The sequence below is a fragment of the Scandinavium sp. genome, from assembly GCF_032012665.1.
Taxonomy (GTDB): domain Bacteria; phylum Pseudomonadota; class Gammaproteobacteria; order Enterobacterales; family Enterobacteriaceae; genus Scandinavium.
Genome location: NZ_DALZVG010000023.1, coordinates 17783 through 39918, shown reverse-complemented (window position 1 = coordinate 39918; position 22136 = coordinate 17783). Strand labels below are relative to the sequence as shown.

The following is a 22136-nucleotide window of genomic DNA, read 5'->3' as shown; positions in this document are numbered from 1 at the left end:
GTATACAATACTACCCCCCAGTAGATCGCCGATGGTATTATGGCCCGACTTTTACCGCCGTGGAGATCGAAGCATGTCCCATACCGTCCGTGATAAACAAAAGCTGAAAGCCCGCGCGAACAAAATTCAGGGACAGGTTAACGCCCTGAAAAATATGCTCGATGAGCCGCACGAGTGCGCAGCAGTGTTGCAGCAAATTGCCGCCATTCGCGGGGCAGTGAACGGGTTAATGCGGGAAGTGATCAAAGGCCATCTGACGGAGCATATCGTCCATCAGGAAGATGAAGTTCAGCGCGAGGCCGATCTGGATGTGGTGCTGAAAGTACTCGACTCCTATATCAAATAACCCACTTTCACAGGCGGGCAATTCTCCCCACCATCTCGCGGATCTCCGCTTTACCCAGCGGCGCACGGTCTGTGACAAAATGCAGCGTCATTCCTTCGATAAACGCATCCAGCGCGCGGGCGGTTGCCGGATCGAACCACTGCTCCAGCACCTGCTGGCTGCCCTGCATCCAGTTTTGCATTACGTTTTTAAGCGCCGGTTTGCAGCCGATAAACGCATACAGCTGATACATCAGTTCCATGTTGCGCGTCGTCGTGACCTGCGCGCTGAAAATCAGCTGCGTGATGGCGTCACAGGCCTGCTGTGGGGAGTTCACTTCGGCAAAAAACGCTTTGTATTGCACCAGCATTTCATCGGTGAAGCCGCTGAACGCTTCTTCGAGTAGCGCGTCTATGCCGCTGAAATAATAAGTCATCGACCCCAGCGGCACGTCGGCGCAGCTGGCGATTTTGCGGTGCGTGACTGCCTGAATACCGTGATGCGCGATGGTGTCCAGCGTCGCCTGCAGGATCCTTTCGCGTCGTTGCGGATCGTTGGGTCTACGGGCCATCATTTTTCCTTTTGTGATTTGTGTACAAATGTACACAACCTTGCTAGTGTTGTCTCTCCCTCTTTTTGTACAGGCAGTATACGGATGACGTCGCTTTCTCCCCGCCGGGCCCTGCAGTTGCGTATGTGGGCGCTGTTTATGTTCTTCTTTTTGCCAGGCCTGCTGATGGCCTCCTGGGCCACGCGAACGCCCGCCATCCGTGACATTCTGTCGGTCAATACGGCCGGAATGGGTATTGTGCTGTTTGGCCTGTCGATAGGCTCGATGAGCGGCATACTCTGCTCGGCGTGGCTGGTTAAGCGCTTTGGCACCCGCAAAGTCATTCGCACCACCATGTCCTGCGCACTGGTCGGAATGCTCATGCTGAGCCTCGCGCTGTGGCTCGCCTCACCCTTCTTTTTCGCCTTTGGTCTGATGGTCTTTGGCGCAAGCTTCGGGGCCGCCGAAGTGGCCATTAACGTTGAAGGTGCCGCCGTCGAGCGAGAAATGAAAAAGACCGTGCTGCCCATGATGCACGGCTTTTACAGCTTCGGCACGCTGGTCGGTGCCGGTATCGGCATGGCGCTGACGGCGTTTGGAACACCTGCCACGATCCATATTCTTCTCGCCGCGCTCTTCGGCATTGCACCCATTGCGATTGCCATTAAAGCCATTCCCGAAGGTACCGGTAAAAACTCCGCCGAAAACAGCGAGCATCACGAAAAAGGCGTGCCGTTCTGGCGGGACGGGCAGCTTATGCTGATTGGCGTGGTGGTGCTGGCGATGGCCTTTGCCGAAGGCTCCGCCAACGACTGGCTGCCGCTGCTGATGGTGGACGGTCACGGCTTCAGCCCAACCTCCGGTTCGCTGATTTACGCAGGCTTTACCCTCGGGATGACCGTCGGGCGCTTTACCGGCGGCTGGTTTATCGACCGCTACAGCCGCGTGGCCGTCGTTCGCGCCAGCGCCATCATGGGTGCACTCGGCATTGCGCTGATTATCTTTGTTGACGTCGACTGGGTTGCCGGCGTCTCCGTTATTCTCTGGGGGCTCGGTGCGTCACTCGGCTTCCCACTCACCATTTCTGCCGCCAGCGACACCGGCCCGGACGCGCCAACCCGCGTCAGCGTTGTCGCCACCACCGGCTACCTGGCGTTCCTCGTGGGCCCGCCGCTCCTCGGCTTCCTCGGTGAGCATTACGGCCTGCGCAGCGCCATGCTGGCGGTGCTGTCGTTAGTCATAGTTGCCGCACTGGTGGCACGCGCGGTCGCCAAACCTGAATCTGAACCCGCTACGGAGAGTGCATGATGAGTATCAAACTGATTGCCGTCGATATGGATGGAACCTTTCTCAACGATGATAAGCGCTACAACCGGACGCGCTTTCTCGCACAGTATCAGCAGATGCAGGCCCAGGGCATTCGCTTTGTGGTCGCCAGCGGCAACCAGTACTGGCAGCTAATTTCCTTCTTTCCGGAGATGGCCGATGAGATAGCCTTCGTGGCCGAAAACGGCGGCTGGGTGCGGGATGCGGGGGAAGATGTTTTCAACTGCGAGCTGCCTGCCGGGCATTTCCGTAAGGTAGTGGATTTTCTGCACACCCTGCCGGATGTGGAAATCATCGCCTGCGGCAAGCGCAGTGCATATACCCTGAAGCGCTACAACGATGAGCTGAAGGCGATGGCCGCGCTCTATTATCACCGCCTTGAGTTTGTCGACAGCTTCGATAAACTGGACGATACCTTCCTGAAGTTTGGCCTGAACCTGCCAGACAGGCTGGTGCCGGAGGTCCAGAAAGCCCTGCATGAGGGCGTCGGCGACCTGATGACCGCCGTCACTACGGGGCACGGCAATATCGATCTGATCATTCCGGGCGTGCACAAAGCCAACGGTCTGCGCATCCTGCAACAGCGCTGGGGTATTGAGGATCATGAAGTCGTGACGTTCGGTGACAGCGGCAACGACCTGGAGATGCTGCGCCAGGCGGGGTTTGGCTTTGCGATGCAGAATGCGTGCGAAGCGGCCATTGAAGCGGCCAACCACCGCGCCCCGCACAACAATGACGAAGGCGTGCTGCAGGTGATTGATAAAGTTTTAAGGCGGGAAGCGCCTTTCTGTTAACGGGTGGTCATTTCCGTGTGGCGGCGCTGCCTTACCCGGCCTACAAATCGCGCTTCTGTAGGTCGGGCAAACAACGTGCCGCCCGGCATTTCATCAATTTACTGCTGCGAACTACCGACCGCTTTATCCTTCAGGAAGTAGGCAATCAGCCCCAGCCAGATTAGGCCGTTAGCAAGGTTAAACACGCTGAACAGGCCGTTGCCACCAGACTGATAGGCGTGCTTGCTCACCTCAATACCGACGGTGAAAATCAGCATCTGCAGCATCCCCATCGCCGCTGATACCGTGCCCTTACTCATGTCGCTGGCGAACAGGGTCAAACGTACCAGGCCCGCGTTGGCTATCCCGATGCCGAAAGCGTAAACGCTTAAGCCTGCGGTCATCCACAGATAAGCGTGGCTGGACACAACGGTTGCAGCTGCGGCGATAACCAATCCGGCCATAATCGGCCAGCCTCCCGCGATAATCAGCCAGCGCACGGTTTTGCGCGAGGTCAGCTTCGCCAGCACCAGGTTGCCGACAATCAGTGCACCAAATATTGGCACCTGCAGCAGGCCATATTCGTAAGTGCTGGCCTGTTCCCCGCTGATGATAATCACCGGCGACTGCGCAATCCACGCCAGCAGCGGCAGGCTGACAAAGCCCGTCGCCAGCGCTCCGGCCACAAATCGCAGGTTCTTCAGCACCAGGCCATAGTCTTTGCCAAGCTCTTTTACCGACAGCTTCTCGCCGAGCCGCGTCGCGGTTTCCGGCATCGCCCGCTGCAGGCCAAAAAAGGAGATCAGCGCCAGGGCGGCAAACAGCACAAACATCGTTTCCCAGGGCGCAAGGTGCACCCAGGCGGCCCCCACCAGCGGCCCGAGCAGCGGCGCAATCAGCGCTACGTTCGCCATCAGCGCGGTGATTTTGATACACACCGCTTCCTCAAACGACTCCTGAATTGCGGCGTAGCCCACCGCACCAATAAAGCACAGGCTGATGCCCTGCAGGAAGCGCAGGAAGGTGAACTGTTCAATGTTTTGCGCCAGCAGCGTGGCGAGGCAGGTGACAATGAACCATACCACGCCGGTCAGCATCACCGGACGACGGCCAATACGGTCCGACAGCGGCCCAAGGAGCCACTGTAAAAACATCCCGCCAGCCAGATAGGCGGTCATCGAGGTTGGCACCCACTCCATCCCGGCGTTGAACTGCTCAACCACCGCCAACATGCCCGGCTGGATCATGTCGTTACCGATATAGGTTGAGAATTCGTAAAGCACCAGACAGAGCGGAAAAAGTAACGCCTGACGACCGAGGCGTTTGCCAGAAAGTGAAGGGTTTTGCATGCAATCTCTTAACGGTAAAAAATCGCGTGAAGTGTAATGAATGATAGTGGATGACGATAGCGAAAAGTGCGTGAAACACCCTGTTACAGCACAAATTTACTCGTTTAAGGTTCGCTTAAGTTGCGGACCCTATACTGCCGCCAGTGAAAGCAGAAAAATTAACGCTGACCTCAACCGCCTGACAATTAAGACAATCCCTCTTACTTGTCCCGGCGTTAATTTTTTAAGGTGAGCACCGTCATCAAACTGTAAGAGCCCGCACGCTATGCTGGAAAATTTGAATACCTCGCTGTTTTACTGGATTAACGCCACCCCGGCGTCGCCGCAGTGGATGATCTCGCTCGCGATTTTCATCGCCAAAGATCTGATCAATATCGTGCCGCTGCTGGCGGTTGCGCTCTGGCTCTGGGGGCCGCGTAAGCAGGTCTGTGCCCAGCGTCAGCTGGTGATTAAGGTGGCGATGGCGATTGGCGTAAGCCTGCTGCTTTCGTGGGTTGTTGGTCACATTTATCCGCACGACAGACCGTTTGTTGACGGTATCGGCTATAACTTCCTGCATCACTCTGCGGATGACTCCTTCCCAAGCGACCACGGTACGGTGATTTTTACCTTTGCGCTGGCGTTCCTGTTCTGGCATCGCCTGTGGTCTGGCGTAGTACTGCTGGCTATTGGCTGCGCGATTGCCTGGTCCCGCGTTTACCTCGGCGTGCACTGGCCGCTTGATATGGTCGGCGGCTTCCTCTCCGGACTCAGCGGCTGTCTCGCCTCCCAGGTGCTGTGGCTGATGTTTGGCGAAGCCATCTACCGCCGGTTGCAGGCCATGTACCGCTTCTGCTTCTCGCTGCCTATCCGCAAAGGCTGGATACGTGACTAAGCCGGGCGGCAGAGGTAAAATCGCCGCCGGACCCTTCGCCTGCCGCGACGGGCATTAAGGCTTACAGGGGTTTTATGGAAACACGGCGCGATGAGCGAATCAGCCAGCTTATTCAGGCTCTCAAACGTAGCGATAAGCTCCACCTGAAGGAAGCCGCCGCGCTGATCGGCGTGTCGGAGATGACCATTCGCCGCGACCTCAACAGCCATCGCGGTCCCGTAGTGCTGCTCGGTGGCTACGTCGTACTGGAGCCCCGCAGCGCCAGCCATTATTTACTGAGCGATCAGAAAACCCGCCTGGTGGACGAAAAGCGCCAGGCTGCCCGCCTGGCGGCAAAGCTGCTGAAAGCCCATCAGATGGCCTTTTTTGACTGCGGCACGACCACGCCGTGGATAATCGACGCCATTGATGACGAACTGCCGTTTACCGGCGTCTGCTATTCTCTGAATACCTTTCTGGCCTTGCAGGATAAGCCACTTTGTCGGGCCATACTCTGCGGCGGTGAATTTCATGCCAGCAATGCTATCTTCAAGCCGCTCAGCCCACAGGACACGCTGAGCCATCTCTGCCCGGACATCGCCTTTTATTCCGCAGCAGGCGTTCATGCCAAACTGGGCGCAACCTGTTTTAATCTTGATGAACTGCCGGTGAAACACTGGGCGTTATCCAGCGCGCAGAAGCATGTCCTGGTGGTCGATCACAGTAAATTTGGCAAGGTAAGACCGGCGAGAATGGGTGAGATTGCGAAGTTTAACGTTATCGCCAGCGACCGCCGCCCGGATGACGAACTGGCGGCGCTGGCTAAACAGCACGGGATCGCGCTGCTGTTCGATAAATAATACATTTTGCCCGGCGGCGCTTCGCTTGCGCGGGCCTACAGAAAGGTAGCCCGATTCTCCAGGCCCTGTAAGGCGTAGCCGCCACCGGGCAAGAACTGCCAATCAGTTAAGAGAACCAGCTCCCGAACCACTGGTGGAATTTCATCAGCACGAAATCCACCATCCGGTTAAAGAACCCGCCCTCATTCACCGCTTCCATCACGATCAGCGGCCGCTGTTCGATGGTTTTATCATTCAGCTTAAAGTCGATAGTGCCAACCACCTGCCCTTTCGCCAGCGGTGCGGTCAGCTGCGGCTCGTTCAGGGTATAGCTCGCTTTCAGGTTTTTCAGCTGGCCGCGCGGGAGCGTAATGGATCCGGCGTCACCCGCACCAAGCCTGGCCTGGCTGCTGTCGCCGTACCACACGCGCTGTTCAATAAACGTGGCGTCAGGCTTGATTGGCGTGACGGTTTCATAGAAGCGGAAGCCCCAGGTCAGCAGTTTTTCGGATTCATTGAAACGGATACGGTCAGTTTTGGTACCCAGCACCACCGCAATCAGACGCATATCGCCCTGCTTCGCAGAGGAGACCAGGTTGTAGCCTGCGCCTGCTGTCGTACCGGTTTTCACGCCGTCGGCACCCAGGCTGGTGTTCCACAACAGACGGTTACGGTTCGGCTGCTTGATGTTGTTGAAGGTGAACTCTTTTTCCTGGTGAATGGCGTACTCGTCCGGCACGTCGTGGATCATGGCTTTGGTCAGCAACGCCATATCGCGGGCGGTACTGAACTGACCCGGTGCATCCAGGCCGTGCACGGTTTTGAACACGGTGTTGGTCAGGCCGAGCTTCTGCGAATAGCTGTTCATCAGGCTGATGAAGGCGTCCTGGCTGCCGGCCACGTAGTCCGCCAGCGCAATACAGGCGTCGTTGCCGGACTGAATGATCACCCCTTTATTGAGGTTCTCAACGGAAACCTGATCGCCAGGCTTCAGGAACATCACCGATGAGCCGCGCAGCGCCGGGTTGCCCGTCGCCCAGGCGTCTTTGCCAATGGTGACCATATCAGACAGCTTGATTTTATTGGCTTTTATTGCCTGCCCGACCACGTAGCTGGTCATGATTTTGGTCAGGCTCGCCGGATCAAGTTTCTCATCAGCGTTGCCCTCGCTCAGGACTTTGCCGCTGTTGTAATCCATCAGGATCCAGGCTTTGGCATCGACCGGTGGAGCTTCCGGTTGTTGAACAGCATCGGCTGCCTGTAAAGCAGGTGCCACGAGGAGTAAAAGCAGAGAGCCTGCCGCCAGGCCGCGGGGAGAAACAACTGTACGCGTCATAAAAGCCACCCAAGTATCCATTCCAAAACACACGTTACGTCACCGACGCCGTGCAACAACAGGCCGTGAGTAATAACGTAGAAATGATCTTAAAGAAACAATGCGTTGGTAAAGTTTTTAAAGTTTACGCAAGAACGGCGCGTTGTGCTGAAAACTGGACATTTTTTTTGATCGCGGTTGTGTGAAGGTTAAATTTAACTGACCATGGGCATTCACTTATGCGCTGGAATTGAGGTAATGATGATTACGCTTTGGGGCAGAAATAACTCAACCAATGTTAAAAAGGTTCGCTGGACGCTGGAAGAACTCGGTCTTTCCTATAATCAGATCCTTGCCGGGCTGGAGTTTGGCCTGAATCATGACGCCGACTATCTTGCCAAAAATCCCAACGGGCTGGTGCCGCTGCTGCATGATGACGCGACCGACATCACCTTATGGGAATCAAACACCATCGTGCGCTACCTCGCGGCACAGTACGGGCAGGAAAGCCTGTGGCAGAGCAATCCAGCCCAACGTGCACAGGGCGAAAAGTGGATGGACTGGGCCAACGGCACGCTCTCTCCGGCTCACCGGGTCATCCTGATGGGGCTGGTCCGCACACCAGCGGAAAAACGCGACCAGGCAGCCATTGATGCAGCCATCGCGCAGTGTGAAGCGCTGTTCGCGATTCTGGACGACGCGCTGGCGCATTCCAACTGGCTTTCCGGCGACAATTTTGGCACTGGCGATATCGCCGTGGCGCCGTTCGTCTACAACCTGCTGGAAACGGTCAAAACCTGGCAGCCGCACCCAAATTTACAGCGCTGGTATCAGCAGCTATCGCGCCGTCCGGCGTACCAGAACGTGGTCATGATCCCGGTCACCTGATCTCAGGCAGCCGGACTCACCTTCAGCAGTTCCCCATCGGACTCGTCGGTCAGCACGTAAAGATAACCGTCGGGTCCGATGCGCACGTCACGAATGCGCTGTTTCCTATCACCCAGAATGCGCTCCGTTTCCGTTATCTTATTACCGTCGACGTTCAGAACAATCACCGCCTGATCCTTTAACGCGCCAACAAACAGCTTATGCTGCCATTGCGGGAATTTATCAGCGTCATAGAAAGCCATACCGCTCACGGCGGGCGACTGTTTCCAGAAGAAAAGCGGTGGCTCAGTGCCCGCCACTTTTTCACCTTTGGCCTCCGGGATCGGCAAACCGCTGTAGTTGATGCCATGCGTTGCCAGCGGCCAGCCGTAGTTTTTCCCGCGCTGCGGAATGTTAATTTCATCACCGCCGCGTGGCCCGTGCTCGTTCAGCCACAACGCCTGGCTCCAGGGATTCATCGCCATGCCCTGTGGATTACGAATGCCCCAGGACCAGATTTCCGCCCGAGCTCCGGGCTGGTTGACGAACGGATTATCCGGCGGCACTTTGCCCTCTTCGGTCAGGCGCACGACTTTGCCCTGAAGTTTGTCGAGGTCCTGCGCCGTCGAACGCTGGTTATTTTCGCCCAGGCCAATATAGAGATAGCCTTTGCCGTCGAACGCCAGCCGACCGCCGAAGTGGTTACCGGTGGAAAGTTTCGGCGTTTGTCGGAACACGACCCTGAACGCTTCCAGGCGGGATAAGTCATTACTCAACCGCCCGTAACCGACCGCCGTTCCCGCTTTACCGTCATCGCCCACCTCGGCATAACTGAGCCAGACTCGTCGGGACTGCGCAAAATCCGGGGCCAGCGCCACATCCAGCAAACCGCCCTGCCCGTTGGCCCATACTCGTGGAATGCCCAACAGCGGGTCAGAAAGTCCTTTGCCCTCCTGCCACAGACGCAGCTGCCCACCGCGCAGCGTAATCAGCAGCCCTTTATTGTCCGGCAAAAAGGCCATCGACCAGGGATGATCCAGCTTGCGCTGCAGCACCTCAACCTGAACACCGGCGGCAAACGCGGCAGGCGTAACAAGAAAAGCAGCAAGAAGAAGACTCATTGCGACACGCGGCATAGCAGACTCCTTTGGCAATCACTGCGTTAAGGGTAGCCAGCCTGAGGCTCGCGACCTCCACTTTTACAAAAACTTAACCATTGCGCTTTTTCACCCGCACAAAAAAGCACCATCCGTTGAGGCTTTGTTTGGAAAACTGAATAGTCACGCAATGAAACCATTGCTATAGTGCGCCGGTCTTCTCAACCAGACGGTGCCATTATGTTCAGGAAAGGGTTATCAATCGTACTGCTGCTGTGCTCACTTTTTTCCGGCCAGCTGATGGCGAACGCCAACGGACATGAGTTTTATCAGGTAGAAAACGCAGACCACTGGATGCGTCACAATGCAGACAGCGATGATATTCGGGCGAGATTCAGGGACGCCGCCGATGAATTGCGTGAGGATCACCACACCATTAAAGAACGCAAACCCGAGGTGATCCACCTCTGACAAGGCTTCCCCGTTCGGGGAAGCCTGTGAACTTAGCGTAATGCGTTAAGAATTTGCCAGGCTGCCGTGACGCGAACCGGATTCGGGTAGTTCTTGTTCGCCAGCATCACAATGCCCATCTCCTGCTGCGGCACATAGGCGATATAAGCCCCAAAACCGTTGGTGCTGCCGGTTTTATGCAGCCAGCTGGCAGGCGTTGCCGGGCGCGGTGGGGTCTGCAACGCGGCAGGAGTGGCCTTCAGCGCCACATCGTTGCCGCTGGCGGTAATCACCTGATGCGAATCGACAGGCCACGGATACATTTCCCAGCCCAGCCCCTGATACATATCGCCCACTTTGTAATAGCCGCTCTGCGCAGTGCCGATGGCTTTTTTCAGCACGGTATCGCTATCCGGTAGCTGCTGCGGCGCGATATTGGCCTGCATAAACTTCGCCATATCCTGGATAGTGGTTTTCACGCCGTAGGCTTCTGCATCCAGCATCCCCGGCGTCACGCGCACCGCTTTGCCGTCCCGATAGCCCCAGGCATAATTTGCCTTTTCCGCATCAGGCACGGTGATGAAAGTGTGCGACAGGTTCAGAGGCGAGAAGAGATTCTTCTGCATGAACTGCTCGAAACTCAGACCGCTTTTGCTCACAGCCAGCGCACCAAACAGGCCAATGCTGGCGTTGGAATAATTGCGCATCGTGCCCGGCGTCCACTGCGGCTGCCAGCCGTTGTAATAGCGCCACAGCGCGGCCTGGTTTGTCACCTCCTCCGGCACCTGCAACGGCAAACCGCCAGCGGTATAGGTAGCCAGATCCAGCATGGTGATTTTCTGCCACTGCGGTGCGCTCAGCGCATTCTCGTATTTTGCCGCCGGATCGCTGAGCTTCACGATCCCACTTTCCACCGCGTAAGCGCCTGCGGTGCCGGTAAAGGTTTTACTGACCGATCCCAGTTCAAATAAAGTGTCGTCAGTCACCGGGCGCCTCGCCTGGACGTCCGCGAGGCCATAGTGGAAATAGTAAGGCTTGCCGCGATAAATCACCGCCACTGCCATGCCGGGAATCTGCTGCTCTTTCAGCAACGGTTTAACGGTATCATCAACAATCTGTTGTAATTTTTGCGCTGAAACCGGCCCGGACGCAGCGGCCACCAGCGGCACAGCAGTGAGTGAAGTGGCAAGAATTAGCGCCATAAAGCGCGGATGTTGAAGGACAGAAGTGCAGGTGTTCGTTTTCATTTTCCCTCCTGATAAACGAATCGTAATGGTCAACCCGCGTCATTAAGCCGAAAACCCACCCGGCCTGCAATTCTTCAGTACAAATTTCCCGCCGACCTCTGTAGAATCCACGCCCTGACGACCATTCCAAAAATCGAACAATTTTTAAGCTATGAGCAATGTGACACAGCAGCCGAAAATCGGCTTCGTCTCTCTGGGTTACCCGAAAGTCAAAAATAATACATTACTGACTTTGCTCTAATCCCCAGCATGATTGACTTAGGCGAAAAAAAGCCGGGATAAAAACCCGGCGCTTCGAATCAACATGTATTGCTTTCTACCGCAAATTCATTCTTCACGAAAGCCGGGTTTACCGTTGGCTTTACGCCACTCTTGCACCTTATTTGAAATTGCTTCAGGTGTTGCGTCCGCTGTCGATTGAGGGTAGTAAATCAGGTCTGAACCTTCAGGATGTTCAGTCAGTTGAATGAACAATTCTAAAAGATCGTCTTGGTGGGCTTCAGTCCCTTGGCCACGGATTATCTCGGCGACTAAGCTGATGAAATCGCTTTTTATATAATCACTGATTAACGTATTCAAGCAGTTTCCCCACCAGCAATTTGCACAATGACATCTTCTGAATAGAATTTTTCACCGAGCAAATTTTCCAGTTGCAGAGCCTGTGCTTTAGCCACGTTAAATCCTGCAATACCTTTTACAAACGCATCTTCGTCATCTGGCCTCCATTGCATAATACCGGCAATGCTTTTCAGTTTGTCTTGGGGGATGTCGATTTCCAGAACCAATTCTTCGCTTTGTTTATCAAAAACTTCTACAGAATAGCTTATCATCACTTTTCTACCTTTCTGGTTGGGTCTGCTGGCTTGGTCTGCTCACCCGTTATGTGATTGAATTCACCTAAATGGTTACGCCCCGAACGATCATAAACTTCAACCGTACCATGCTGAGAATCCCATTCGTAAATTTTACCTTTGGCGTCTTTCCATCTTGCCCGAAGCTGCCCACCACCCTGGATAGCCGTTTTTCGAGGTGCTCTTTTTGCATCAGGAAAAGCTGGTAGCGGTGGAGTTCCTTTTGGCGCTGTATGGTATTTATGATCCGAATTCAGGTAGATATAAATTGGCGGGATATCTGAAATGGGCAGGATCAGAATGTAATCCGCAAAACTCTTTTCATCCGGTGCCGGGGTGCTGGTCGTGGTGATTTCGGTATTGTCCGGGAGTGGATCAACAATCACAGAAGACGGAAGGCGCGGCGGAGTCTGGTTTCCTGTATTCCAGGGTTTATTAGTTCCAGATTGATCGGGAGTCCAGATAATGGTTACAGGGTTTTCTTCTTCGGTGGTGAAGGTGTATGCCTGTTGGTTGTTGTCCCACTGCATTTTACGGACTCGCACCATATCTTTACCCGGTGGCGTATGCCAGCCATGCGGTACGGGATTGTCGTTAGCATCATTCTCCCATGAGAAACGTACACGGGTTGGGGCTTCACTCATTTGTGACAGCCGCATACGGTCAATAAAATCTTGTTCGCCGTCATTCAGTCTGCCGGGCATCATACCCACTAAAAACCCGGCAACTGATGCACCAGCACCAGCCGTGGCAATTTCTGCACCTCTTACCGCCCATGTGCCATAGGTAGCAAAACGCCCGGCGACCTGTTCAAGGACACTTACGCCAGCCGTTGCAGTTTGTGCTCTTGTTGCACTGGCAGCGGCTGCAACTGCGGCCTGATAATCCATTTCCTCATGATTGCCGTTGAGCCACTTATAAAGGGCGCTACGTTTCTTTGGTTTTGGGATATCTTCCGGAGCTGCTGGTTTTTTCTTTGCCGTCTGAGCGTGTTGTGGTACGTCTGAATCGATTGAAGGGTCATTGACTGGTGCTGCACGGAAAAAGCCCATCACTGCAAAGTTGCTGTGCGGCTCTTGTTCCCTTCCTGCGTCATTACAGCCTTCACCGCGAAGGCAGGATTTAGCAAAAACCCGGCTATATTCACGTTCTTGATTTGATTGTTTGGCATCAGCGCCTTGAGCCTGCCCAATTGGTCCAGGGAGTGCAGGCATCTCGACGAGATGGGACAGATCCATATGCGTTACTGTTGGTTCTTCATCAAACTCATAATAATCATCCCAGTTTGAAGGAACGAATTTCGATTTGCAGGGACAGGAACTATAGCTGTGTAGCGTTCCGGCAATCCTTTTACCATGTATGTCGTCGTCTTCAAGCCCGCCGCAAATACGGTAATGACCAGGATGTTTACCGCAGGTAACTTTATGACCTTCGCAGGCCATGTCTTTATCAAAAAACTGGTGATCGCTCCATCCTTCAAGGATTCTTCCACCGCAAACAGTCTTATCACCTCTGAACAGAAAGTAGCCCTGGACCCCCATTAGTGCTTACTCCCTGGCATGGTCAGGAATCCTTCCGGGAGTGTGTCACCTTCACGAAAAGCCAGTTTGCTGCATGATTGTGGGGTAGAGATTATTTCGTCGCCGTTATCAAGCATACTGCCAACGAGTGCAGCAGATGAGCCCTGCATAACACGCGCCTTGCCAGCCCCAGAAATGATCGTGGCTTCACTGCCATCAGCATATACAACCTTGTCACCAACCCGGGCAATTTGTAACCCTCCGGTCGTCGCACCGCCTGAAGCATGGCGAATGACTCCATCGCGACGGGTAAGACTTCCAATGACTGCAAACCGGAAAATGTGAGCTAACGGGCGGCTTAAATACTGTTTGTTAAATTCTTCAAGTTCTTTTCTGGTTTTGTCGTCACAGAGGGATAAAAGCTCTTCATCGTATGGTGGTTGTGATTGGGCTTCATGGATTTCGGGTGTGATTTCATTGGTATATTGCTGCATAAGTCCCTCTGCATCGTATCAATTTATCCTCATATACCATCCATTGTACGAATAATGCGCACGTGCCGAAAGCAATTTGCACTCAAAAATGAAATAGAGTTTCATAACATTCACGACTTGAATACTTCCCTTTTTCTCATTCAACGTGTGAAATTCACATCAGGGTATTCCTTTGAATTGCTGATGAGGTAAAACATGACTACTGTGACAATGATGCGAATAATAACTGGCAATTGTGGTAACTATCGGCCCCTCCCTCACACTATTTATCAGTCATTCTCGTTTACAGACAGCTTTCCTTCGACAACCGACGACCACATGCAATTCTTCAGTACAAATTTCCCGCCGACCTCTGTAGAATCCACGCCCTGACCATTCCAAAAATCGAACAATTTTTAAGCTATGAGCAATGTGACACAGCAGCCGAAAATCGGCTTCGTCTCTCTGGGTTGCCCGAAAAACCTGGTGGACTCTGAACGTATCCTCACCGAACTGCGCACCGAAGGCTACGACGTAGTACCAAGCTACGACAACGCCGACATGGTAATCGTCAATACCTGCGGCTTTATCGACAGCGCGGTGCAGGAATCTCTGGAAGCCATCGGCGAAGCCCTGAAAGAGAACGGCAAAGTGATTGTGACCGGCTGCCTGGGCGCGAAGGTCGATCAGATCCGTGAAGTGCACCCGAAGGTGCTGGAAATCACCGGTCCGCACAGCTATGAGCAGGTGCTGGAACACGTGCATCACTATGTGCCAAAGCCGCAGCACAACCCGTTCCTGAGCCTGGTGCCGGAACAGGGCGTGAAGCTGACGCCGCGCCATTATGCCTACTTAAAAATTTCCGAAGGCTGTAACCATCGCTGCACCTTCTGCATCATTCCATCCATGCGTGGCGATCTCGACAGCCGCCCGATTGGCGACGTGCTCTCTGAAGCGAAACGTCTGAAGGATGCTGGCGTGAAAGAGCTGCTGGTGATCTCTCAGGACACCTCCGCCTACGGCGTTGACGTCAAGCACCGCATGGGCTTCCACAACGGCGAGCCGGTAAAAACCAGCATGGTCGGCCTGTGTGAACAGCTGGCGAAGCTCGATATCTGGGTTCGTCTGCACTACGTTTACCCTTATCCACACGTGGACGACGTTATCCCCCTGATGGCGGAAGGCAAAATTCTGCCGTATCTGGATATCCCACTGCAGCACGCAAGCCCGCGTATTCTCAAGCTGATGAAGCGCCCGGGCTCCGTGGATCGCCAGCTGGCACGCATCAAGCAGTGGCGCGAAATCTGTCCGGAACTGACCCTGCGATCCACCTTTATCGTCGGCTTCCCGGGTGAAACCGAAGAAGATTTCCAGATGCTGCTCGACTTCCTGAAGGAAGCGCGCCTGGATCGCGTTGGCTGCTTCAAGTACAGCCCGGTAGAAGGTGCCACCGCCAACGAACTCGAAGGTCAGGTGCCGGAAGACGTAAAAGAAGAGCGCTGGAACCGTTTCATGCAGCTGCAGCAGCAGATTTCTGCTGAACGCCTGCAGGAGAAAGTTGGCCGTGAAATTATGGTCATTGTTGATGAAGTGGATGAAGAAGGCGCGATTGGCCGCAGCATGGCCGACGCCCCGGAAATCGACGGGGCGGTGTACCTCAACGGTGAAACTCGCGTGAAGCCAGGCGACGTGCTGCGTGTGAAAGTTGAACACGCCGACGAGTACGACCTGTGGGGTTCACGGGTTTAATCTTCCCTCTGTAGGCCCGGTAAAGCGTTTGCCGCCACCGGGCGCTATCGATGTTGCCGGATGGCGCTTCGCTTATCCGGCCGACAAAATCTCTCCTATCCTTTTATCTTCGGATCCAGCGCATCGCGCAGGCCGTCGCCCAGCAGGTTAAACGCCAGCACCGTTAAGAAAATCGCCAGCGCCGGGAACAGTGCAACGTGCGGTGACATCACCATATCGGCCCGCGCTTCGTTGAGCATGGCACCCCACTCCGGCGTCGGCGGCTGTGCGCCAAGCCCAAGGAACGACAGGCTAGCGGCAGAGATAATTGACACACCGATGCGCATAGTGAAATAAACCACAATCGACGACACCGTGCCGGGCAGAATATGGTGGAACAGAATAGTCGCGTCGCTGGCGCCGATGCTGCGCGCCGATTCGATGAACGTCTGCTGCTTTAACACCAGCGTATTGCCGCGCACCAGGCGTGCAAAGGCGGGAACGGAGAATATCGCCACCGCGATAATCACGTTTGCCATACCGTTGCCCATCACCGCCACAACGGCAATAGCCAGCAGGATACCGGGGAACGCAAACAGCACGTCGCAGATGCGCATGATGATTCTGTCCCACCAACCTTCGTAGTAGCCTGCCAGTAGCCCAAACACGGTGCCAACAGCCGCGCCGATTAATACAGCAAACACCCCCGCCGCCAGGGAAATCTGTGCGCCAACCAGCACGCGGCTAAAGATGTCACGCCCGAGCGAATCCACACCAAACCAGTGCACCATCGACGGGCCTTCGTTCAGCCGATCGTAGTCGAAGTAATTTTCCGCATCGAACGGCGCTATCCATGGCGCCACAATCGCCACCACAATCAACAACAGCACAAACACGCCTGCGGCCATTGCCACCGGCTGTTTGCGGAACTTGCGCCAGAACTCATGCCACGGCGTGCGCACCTGTCCGGGCGCAATCCCCGGAAGCGCGTTGATCACCGCCTGACGTCGCCAGTTTAACAATCGCATTTACTTGTACCGGATAGCCGGGTTGATGGCGGCATACAGCACGTCCACCACCAGATTGATAAGAATAAACTCCAGCGAAAAGAGCAGGACTTCCGCCTGAATCACCGGGTAATCACGCATCTCCACTGAATCCACCAGCAGGCGTCCGAGGCCTGGCCAGTTGAAGACTTTTTCGACCACGATGGAGCCGCCGAGCAGGAAACCAAACTGCAGCCCCATCATTGTCACCACCGGGATCATCGCGTTGCGCAGGCCGTGTTTGAGCACGACCCAGGTTTCACTGACGCCTTTAGCTCGCGCGGTGCGCATGTAATCTTCGTTGAACACATCCACGAAAGAAGCGCGGGTAAAGCGCGCCATCACCGCAGCCACAGCGGCGCCGAGGGTAATGGATGGCAGGATGTAGTGCCGCCAGCTATCGGCCCCGACGGTCGGCAGCCAGCCGAGCTGTACCGAGAAAATCTGCATCAGCAGCATCCCTAAGGCAAAAGCCGGGAAGGATATCCCCGTAACGGCTATCGCCATGCCGAGCCTGTCCGGCCAGCGATTACGCCACACGGCGGCGGCAAGGCCCATCGCCATGCCGAAAATCACCGCCCAGATCATACTACTGAGCGTCAGCCACAGCGTGGGCAGAAAGCGGCTGGCTATCTCCACGGATACCGGACGGCGCGACACCATCGACATACCGAAATCGCCCTGCAATACGTTGGCAATGTAGTGACCAAACTGCACGTACAGCGGCTGATCGAGCCCCAGCTGCTGCCGCACCATCGTTACCACCTGCGCGTCGGCTTCCGGCCCGGCAATCAGCCGCGCCGGGTCGCCCGGCAGCAGATGGACGAACAGAAATACCAGCACCGCCACGATGAGCAGCGTCGGGATCAGGCCGAGCAGGCGCTTGAGGACGTAGTTAAGCATCCTTTCCCCTTACCCCAGCCCTCTCCCCATAGGGGCGGGAGGGAAAAGGAGATGCGGCCAGGCTGCTGTGGATCAACGTAATCACTGCGTTAAGTCCGCCTCGTCAAAACTGAACCCGGTATCCGGCATGATGTAAAAACCGGTCAGATTTTTGCTGTGGGCAGACACCAGCTTTTCCACCACCAGAGGCACCCACGGCGACTCCTTCCAGATGATGTCCTGGGCATCTTTATACAAGCGCGCTTTCTCTTTGGTATCACTCGTTTTCAGCGCATCGGCCAGATCTTTGTCAACCTGCGGATTGCTGTAGAACGCGGTGTTGAACTGCGTTGGCGGCCAGTTTTGCGAGGCGAAGAGCGGTGACAGCGCCCAGTCGGCTTCCCCGGTTGACGCAGACCAGCCGGTGTAGAACATTCTCACTCCGCTCTCTTTCTGTCCCTTGGCTTCCACTTCTGAAGCGCGCTGGCCCGCATCCATCGCCGTGACCTTCGCCTTGATGCCCACCTGCGCCAGCTGCTGCTGGGTGAACTGCAGGACTTTCTGCGCGGTGCTGTGGTTATGCGATGACCAAAGCGTAGTGCTAAAGCCGTTCGGGAACCCGGCTTCTTTCAGCAATTCGCGGGCTTTGGCCGGATCGTATGGCCACGGTTTGTAGGACTGGGAATACGCAATCGACGGTGGCAGCACGCCGGTTGCAGGCGTTGCATAGCCGGCAAAGGCGACCTTCACCAGCGCCTGGCGGTTAATCGCGTAGTTGATGGCCTCGCGCACTTTCGGGTTATCAAACGGCTTCTGGGTGACGTTCATGCTGATGTAGCGCTGCATGATGGAGGGGCTTGCCACCAGCTCCAGCTTGCTGTTTTTCTCCAACAGCGGTGCCTGTTCGTAAGGGATCGGGAACGCAAACTGCGCCTCACCCGTCTGCAGCATTGCCGCCCGGGTGTTGTTGTCGACGACCGGACGCCAGGTGATGGTATCGAGCTTCGGCAGCCCCTGCTGCCAGTATCCGGCAAATTTCTTCACCTTCACAAAATCGGTCTGATTCCAGGTATCAAGCTGATACGGCCCGGTGCCTACCGGATGGAAACCAATCTCTTTGCCATATTTTTTCAGCGCCGCCGGGGAGATCATTGCCGTCGCCGGATGGGCAAGAATGTTGATAAACGCAGAGAACGGCTGCTTCAGGGTAATTTTTACCGTCTGAGGGTCGACGACTTCGGTGCTGGCGATATCTTTGTACAGGTTATAGCGTTTGAGATGGTTGTCAGGGTTGCTGGCGCGATCGAGGTTCGCTTTGACCGCTTCAGCGTTGAAATCCGTACCATCCTGGAACTTCACGCCGCTGCGCAGCTTAATGGTATAAACCCGCCCGTCATCGGAAACCTTGTAGTCTTCTGCCAGCACGTTGTGCATCTTCATGTCTTTATCGAGGCCAAACAGCCCCTGATAGAATGACTTCGCTACCGCCTGTGAGAGCGTGTCGTTGGCGTCGTACGGATCGAGCGTGGTGAAGTTCGAGCCCACCGCGACCACCACGTCTTTTGCCGCCCACGCAGGCGTCGTCGCCAGGGCGGAAACAACACCCAGCGCCAGCAGCCATTTACCTGAAATCTGTTGTGTCATGTTGTTCTCCTGAGGTTATAGACGCGCAAGCGCGCTGGGGGCATCATCCCGGGCGACAAAGTGGCCGGGGCTCACCTGAACCAGCGGCGCGCTGGCCTGCTCCACGCCGCGCGGATAAATATTACCCGGCAGTTCATCTGACAGCAGTACGCGCTGCGGCCGACGATGAGCCGGATCGGCAACCGGTACGGCTGCCATAAGCTTACGGGTATAAGGATGCTGTGGATTTTCAAACACAGAGCGGCGCGGACCCATTTCCACAATTCGCCCGCGATACATCACCGCCACGCGATGACTGATTCGCTCGACCACCGCCATATCGTGAGAAATAAACAGGTAAGCGATACCCATTTCGCGCTGCAAATCGAGCAGCAGATTAATGATCTGCGCGCGAATAGAGACATCAAGCGCCGACACCGCTTCGTCGGCAATCACCACCTTCGGGTTCAGCGCCAGCGCACGCGCGATACAAATTCGCTGCCGTTGGCCGCCGGAAAACTCATGCGGATAACGCCACGCATGCTCCGGCAGCAGTCCGACGCGCTCAAGCAACCATGCGACACGGCGACGGGCATCTTCGTCCGACATCATGCGGTGCACGCGCAGCGGCTCCAGAATCGAATAGCCCACGGTCTGACGCGGATCGAGAGAGGCAAACGGATCCTGAAAAATAAACTGAATATCCCGCCGCAGCGGCTGAAGCTGGCTATCGGCAAGCTGGTCTATCCGCTGCCCGTTAAAAGTGATGCTGCCGCTTTGTGACTCCACGAGCCGCAGCAGCGCGCGTCCGGTGGTGGATTTTCCCGATCCGGATTCCCCCACCAGCGCCAGCGTCTCGCCAGGCCAAAGGTCAAAACTGACCTTTTCCACTGCGTGCACTTCACGGGTCACGCGGTTCAGTAAGCCGCTGCGCAGCGGGAAGCGGGTAACCAGATCGCGTACCTGTAAAATCGGTTCGCCAGGGACAACTGTATCCTGCTCCCCTTTCACAATGGGCGCATTCGGCAAAGGAAAACGCCGCGGCAAATCGGTGCCGCTCATCGAGCCCAGGGTCGGTACGGCTGCCAGCAGCGCCTTCGTGTACGGGTGCTGCGGTGCGCTGAATATCTGCTCCACGCTGCCGGTTTCAACCGCCTCGCCCTGATACATCACCAGCACGCGATCGGCGATGTCCGCCACCACGCCCATATCGTGAGTGATAAAGATGACCCCCATAGCCATCTCTTTTTGCAGGACGTCAATCAGCTGGAGGATCTGCGCCTGGATGGTGACATCCAGCGCCGTAGTTGGCTCATCGGCAATCAGCACCGCCGGGCGACAGGACAACGCCATGGCAATCATCACGCGCTGACGCATGCCGCCAGAAAGCTGGTGCGGATAGCGTTTTAAGATGGTTTCCGCCTCCGGAATACGAACCTGGTCGAGCATCTTTTTGGCGGCTTTCAGCGCCTCCTCGCGCCCGAGTCCCTGATGCAGTCGGATTGATTCGGCAATCTGCTCCCCCACGGTAAACACCGGGTTCAGCGACGTCATCGGCTCCTGAAAAATCATCGCCACATCCGCACCTCGCACGTGACGCATCTGTGAGGCGCTTTGTTGGGTCACCTCAATCACGTCGCGGCTGCGCCGCCGAAGCAGCATAGACTGGCTTTTAACGCGTCCGCCGGACTGCTCCAGCAGACGCATCAGCGCCAGCGCGGTGACGGATTTTCCCGAGCCGGACTCCCCAACGATGGCCAGCGTCTCGCCGCGTTTAAGGCTGAAGGAGAGGTGCTTCACCGCCTGAACGGTTTGCTGCTCCTGCTCAAAAGCGATGTTGAGGTCGCGAACCACCAGCACGTCGCTGGCGTCGATTTCATGAGCATGGTTCATCAGCGGTAAATCCCCACGCTTGAGGTATCGCCCGCATAAGCGTAAGCGCGGTACATCCCTTCGCTGTTAAACGGCAGCGCCACGTTGCCTTCGCGGTCAACGGCAATCAGGCCACCGCTGCCGCCGAGCGTAGGCAGTTTTTCCATCACCACGCGCTCGCAGGCGTCATGAAGGCTTAAATCGCTGTATTCCATCAAGGCGGAGATGTCGTAGGCCGCCAAAGTGCGCATAAAGACTTCACCCGTCCCGGTGCAGGAGACCGCAACGCTGGCGTTGTTGGCATAGCAACCCGCGCCGGGCAGCGGGCTGTCGCCTACGCGCCCCGGCAGTTTGTTGGTCATGCCGCCGGTGGAGGTCGCGGCAGCCAGATTCCCCGCCAGATCGCGCGCTACCGCGCCGACGGTGCCCATTTTAGTTTGTTCATCAAGCGGCGCGGCGCTGTGATCGAGCTGCGTTTCCCCCGCCGCCTGGGCCTGACGCAGCTGCGCCAGCCGTTCAGGTGTAGAAAACAGATCGTTGTTGACGCGCGCCATACCGCGATCCGCGGCAAAACGCTCGGCGCCTTCCCCCATCAGCAAAACATGCGGACTCTGTTCCAGCACCAGGCGGGCGGCAAGCACAGGATTGCGCAAGTGCTTCACGCCAGCCACCGCTCCGGCGTGCAGCGAATAGCCATCCATCACGCAGGCATCCAGTTCGTGTGTTTCATCGGCGGTGAATACGGCCCCAATCCCGGCGTTAAACAGCGGACACTCTTCAAGCAGGCGAACGGCTTCGGTGACTACGTCCAGCGCGCTTGCGCCCTGCTCCAGCATGTGCTGGCCCGTTTCCACGATGAAAGCGAGCGCTTCTACATACTCTTTCTCGCGCTCTGGCGACAGGCTGGTACGGGAAATGGCCCCGGCACCGCCATGAATGGCGATCACTGCGTTACTCATTGCGCCCTTCCCTTCATCTGACGGAATGCTTTTTCTATTTAGGGTATAAATATCATCATATTGACGATTATTTTATATGATTTTTGAATATAGAAAGCGTCGTCGGTGCTGTAAAGGCCTGCTGACCATCACCGTACAGTCTGGCGCGCTTTTCTGCCATAATGGGCGCATCAGACGATTTGTCGCAGGAG

22 protein-coding genes and 1 pseudogene are annotated in these 22136 nt (G+C 55.9%); 9 read left to right on the top strand and 14 right to left on the bottom strand.

Annotated elements, in window-relative coordinates; genetic code table 11:
• Positions 1–73: 73 nt before the first annotated feature.
• On the top strand, positions 74–346 hold the full coding sequence (gene rcnR / locus RTU33_RS16850; RefSeq protein WP_312628892.1) for a Ni(II)/Co(II)-binding transcriptional repressor RcnR: 273 nt from the start codon (positions 74–76) through the stop codon (positions 344–346).
• 7 nt (positions 347–353) lie between these two features.
• Here the strand turns inward: rcnR and RTU33_RS16845 are convergent, their stop codons facing one another.
• A complete protein-coding gene (locus tag RTU33_RS16845) occupies positions 354–896 on the bottom strand; it encodes a TetR family transcriptional regulator (protein WP_312628961.1) in 543 nt (180 codons plus the stop codon).
• Positions 897–980: 84 nt separating this feature from the next.
• Here RTU33_RS16845 and RTU33_RS16840 point away from each other — a divergent pair, with 84 nt between their 5' ends.
• Together RTU33_RS16840 and RTU33_RS16835 are read left to right on the top strand one after the other, a co-directional pair.
• Positions 981–2183: an MFS transporter gene (locus RTU33_RS16840; RefSeq protein ID WP_312628891.1), complete on the top strand. Its 1203-nt coding sequence runs from the start codon at positions 981–983 to the stop codon at positions 2181–2183.
• Positions 2183–2995 carry a Cof-type HAD-IIB family hydrolase gene (locus tag RTU33_RS16835; protein ID WP_312628960.1) on the top strand — a complete coding sequence of 271 codons (813 nt, stop codon included), beginning with the start codon at positions 2183–2185 and terminating at the stop codon, positions 2993–2995. Before RTU33_RS16840 ends, RTU33_RS16835 begins: the two co-directional genes overlap by 1 nt.
• 98 nt (positions 2996–3093) lie before the next feature.
• On the opposite strand, the gene RTU33_RS16830 is transcribed toward RTU33_RS16835, so the two are convergent.
• Positions 3094–4323: an MFS transporter gene (locus tag RTU33_RS16830; RefSeq protein WP_312628890.1), complete on the bottom strand. Its 1230-nt coding sequence runs from the start codon at positions 4321–4323 to the stop codon at positions 3094–3096.
• Positions 4324–4588: 265 nt separating this feature from the next.
• On the opposite strand from RTU33_RS16830, the gene ybjG reads away from it, so the two are divergent.
• A complete protein-coding gene (ybjG, locus tag RTU33_RS16825; protein WP_312628889.1) occupies positions 4589–5197 on the top strand; it encodes an undecaprenyl-diphosphate phosphatase in 609 nt (202 codons plus the stop codon).
• A gap of 74 nt (positions 5198–5271) precedes the next feature.
• Entirely contained in the window at positions 5272–6036 is a 765-nt protein-coding gene (gene deoR, locus RTU33_RS16820) for a DNA-binding transcriptional repressor DeoR (protein ID WP_312628888.1), read from the top strand.
• Between the two features lie 106 nt (positions 6037–6142).
• On the opposite strand, the gene dacC is transcribed toward deoR, so the two are convergent.
• Positions 6143–7351 (bottom strand): serine-type D-Ala-D-Ala carboxypeptidase, encoded by a 1209-nt coding sequence (dacC, locus tag RTU33_RS16815; RefSeq protein ID WP_312628886.1) that lies wholly within the window; start codon positions 7349–7351, stop codon positions 6143–6145.
• A 240-nt stretch (positions 7352–7591) separates the two neighbouring features.
• On the opposite strand from dacC, the gene RTU33_RS16810 reads away from it, so the two are divergent.
• Complete coding sequence (locus tag RTU33_RS16810; protein ID WP_312628959.1) at positions 7592–8218, top strand: glutathione S-transferase family protein; 627 nt, start codon at positions 7592–7594, stop codon at positions 8216–8218.
• Positions 8219–8220: 2 nt separating this feature from the next.
• Here RTU33_RS16810 and RTU33_RS16805 read toward each other — a convergent pair whose 3' ends face one another.
• A complete protein-coding gene (locus tag RTU33_RS16805; protein WP_312628885.1) occupies positions 8221–9333 on the bottom strand; it encodes a PQQ-dependent sugar dehydrogenase in 1113 nt (370 codons plus the stop codon).
• Positions 9334–9534: 201 nt separating this feature from the next.
• Between RTU33_RS16805 and RTU33_RS16800 the strand changes: the two genes are divergently transcribed.
• Complete coding sequence (locus RTU33_RS16800) at positions 9535–9765, top strand: DUF2554 family protein (protein WP_312628884.1); 231 nt, start codon at positions 9535–9537, stop codon at positions 9763–9765.
• 32 nt (positions 9766–9797) lie between these two features.
• Here RTU33_RS16800 and ampC read toward each other — a convergent pair whose 3' ends face one another.
• Positions 9798–10946, bottom strand: coding sequence for a class C beta-lactamase (ampC, locus tag RTU33_RS16795; protein ID WP_409438256.1), 1149 nt, complete (start codon positions 10944–10946; stop codon positions 9798–9800).
• Between the two features lie 196 nt (positions 10947–11142).
• Between ampC and RTU33_RS21890 the strand changes: the two are divergent.
• Positions 11143–11229, top strand: a pseudogene (locus tag RTU33_RS21890) (hypothetical protein); the annotation flags it as partial.
• A gap of 89 nt (positions 11230–11318) precedes the next feature.
• On the opposite strand, the gene RTU33_RS16790 reads toward RTU33_RS21890, so the two are convergent.
• From RTU33_RS16790 to RTU33_RS16775, 4 genes are read right to left on the bottom strand one after another with little or no spacing between them, the layout of a single operon-like run.
• The gene (locus tag RTU33_RS16790; RefSeq protein WP_312628883.1) at positions 11319–11570 is read right to left on the bottom strand and encodes a bacteriocin immunity protein; all 252 of its coding nucleotides are present in this window, start codon (positions 11568–11570) and stop codon (positions 11319–11321) included.
• The gene (locus RTU33_RS16785) at positions 11567–11824 is read right to left on the bottom strand and encodes a hypothetical protein (protein ID WP_312628881.1); all 258 of its coding nucleotides are present in this window, start codon (positions 11822–11824) and stop codon (positions 11567–11569) included. Before RTU33_RS16785 ends, RTU33_RS16790 begins: the two co-directional genes overlap by 4 nt.
• The gene (locus tag RTU33_RS16780; protein WP_312628880.1) at positions 11821–13383 is read right to left on the bottom strand and encodes an S-type pyocin domain-containing protein; all 1563 of its coding nucleotides are present in this window, start codon (positions 13381–13383) and stop codon (positions 11821–11823) included. The genes RTU33_RS16785 and RTU33_RS16780 overlap by 4 nt, the downstream gene beginning before the upstream one ends.
• Complete coding sequence (locus tag RTU33_RS16775) at positions 13383–13856, bottom strand: PAAR domain-containing protein (RefSeq protein ID WP_312628878.1); 474 nt, start codon at positions 13854–13856, stop codon at positions 13383–13385. The genes RTU33_RS16780 and RTU33_RS16775 overlap by 1 nt, the downstream gene beginning before the upstream one ends.
• A gap of 402 nt (positions 13857–14258) precedes the next feature.
• Between RTU33_RS16775 and rimO the strand changes: the two genes are divergently transcribed.
• Complete coding sequence (gene rimO / locus RTU33_RS16770) at positions 14259–15584, top strand: 30S ribosomal protein S12 methylthiotransferase RimO (RefSeq protein ID WP_312628877.1); 1326 nt, start codon at positions 14259–14261, stop codon at positions 15582–15584.
• 95 nt (positions 15585–15679) lie between these two features.
• Here the strand turns inward: rimO and gsiD are convergent, their stop codons facing one another.
• The 5 genes from gsiD to iaaA all read right to left on the bottom strand — a co-directional run bounded on the left by gsiD (position 15680) and on the right by iaaA (position 21945).
• Positions 15680–16591: a glutathione ABC transporter permease GsiD gene (gene gsiD / locus RTU33_RS16765; RefSeq protein WP_312628875.1), complete on the bottom strand. Its 912-nt coding sequence runs from the start codon at positions 16589–16591 to the stop codon at positions 15680–15682.
• Entirely contained in the window at positions 16592–17512 is a 921-nt protein-coding gene (gsiC, locus tag RTU33_RS16760) for a glutathione ABC transporter permease GsiC (protein WP_312628873.1), read from the bottom strand.
• A gap of 81 nt (positions 17513–17593) precedes the next feature.
• The gene (gene gsiB / locus RTU33_RS16755; protein WP_312628871.1) at positions 17594–19135 is read right to left on the bottom strand and encodes a glutathione ABC transporter substrate-binding protein GsiB; all 1542 of its coding nucleotides are present in this window, start codon (positions 19133–19135) and stop codon (positions 17594–17596) included.
• A 15-nt stretch (positions 19136–19150) separates the two neighbouring features.
• On the bottom strand, positions 19151–21007 hold the full coding sequence (gene gsiA / locus RTU33_RS16750) for a glutathione ABC transporter ATP-binding protein GsiA (RefSeq protein WP_312628869.1): 1857 nt from the start codon (positions 21005–21007) through the stop codon (positions 19151–19153).
• Positions 21007–21945: a beta-aspartyl-peptidase gene (gene iaaA / locus RTU33_RS16745; RefSeq protein WP_312628868.1), complete on the bottom strand. Its 939-nt coding sequence runs from the start codon at positions 21943–21945 to the stop codon at positions 21007–21009. Before iaaA ends, gsiA begins: the two co-directional genes overlap by 1 nt.
• Positions 21946–22136: the final 191 nt, after the last annotated feature.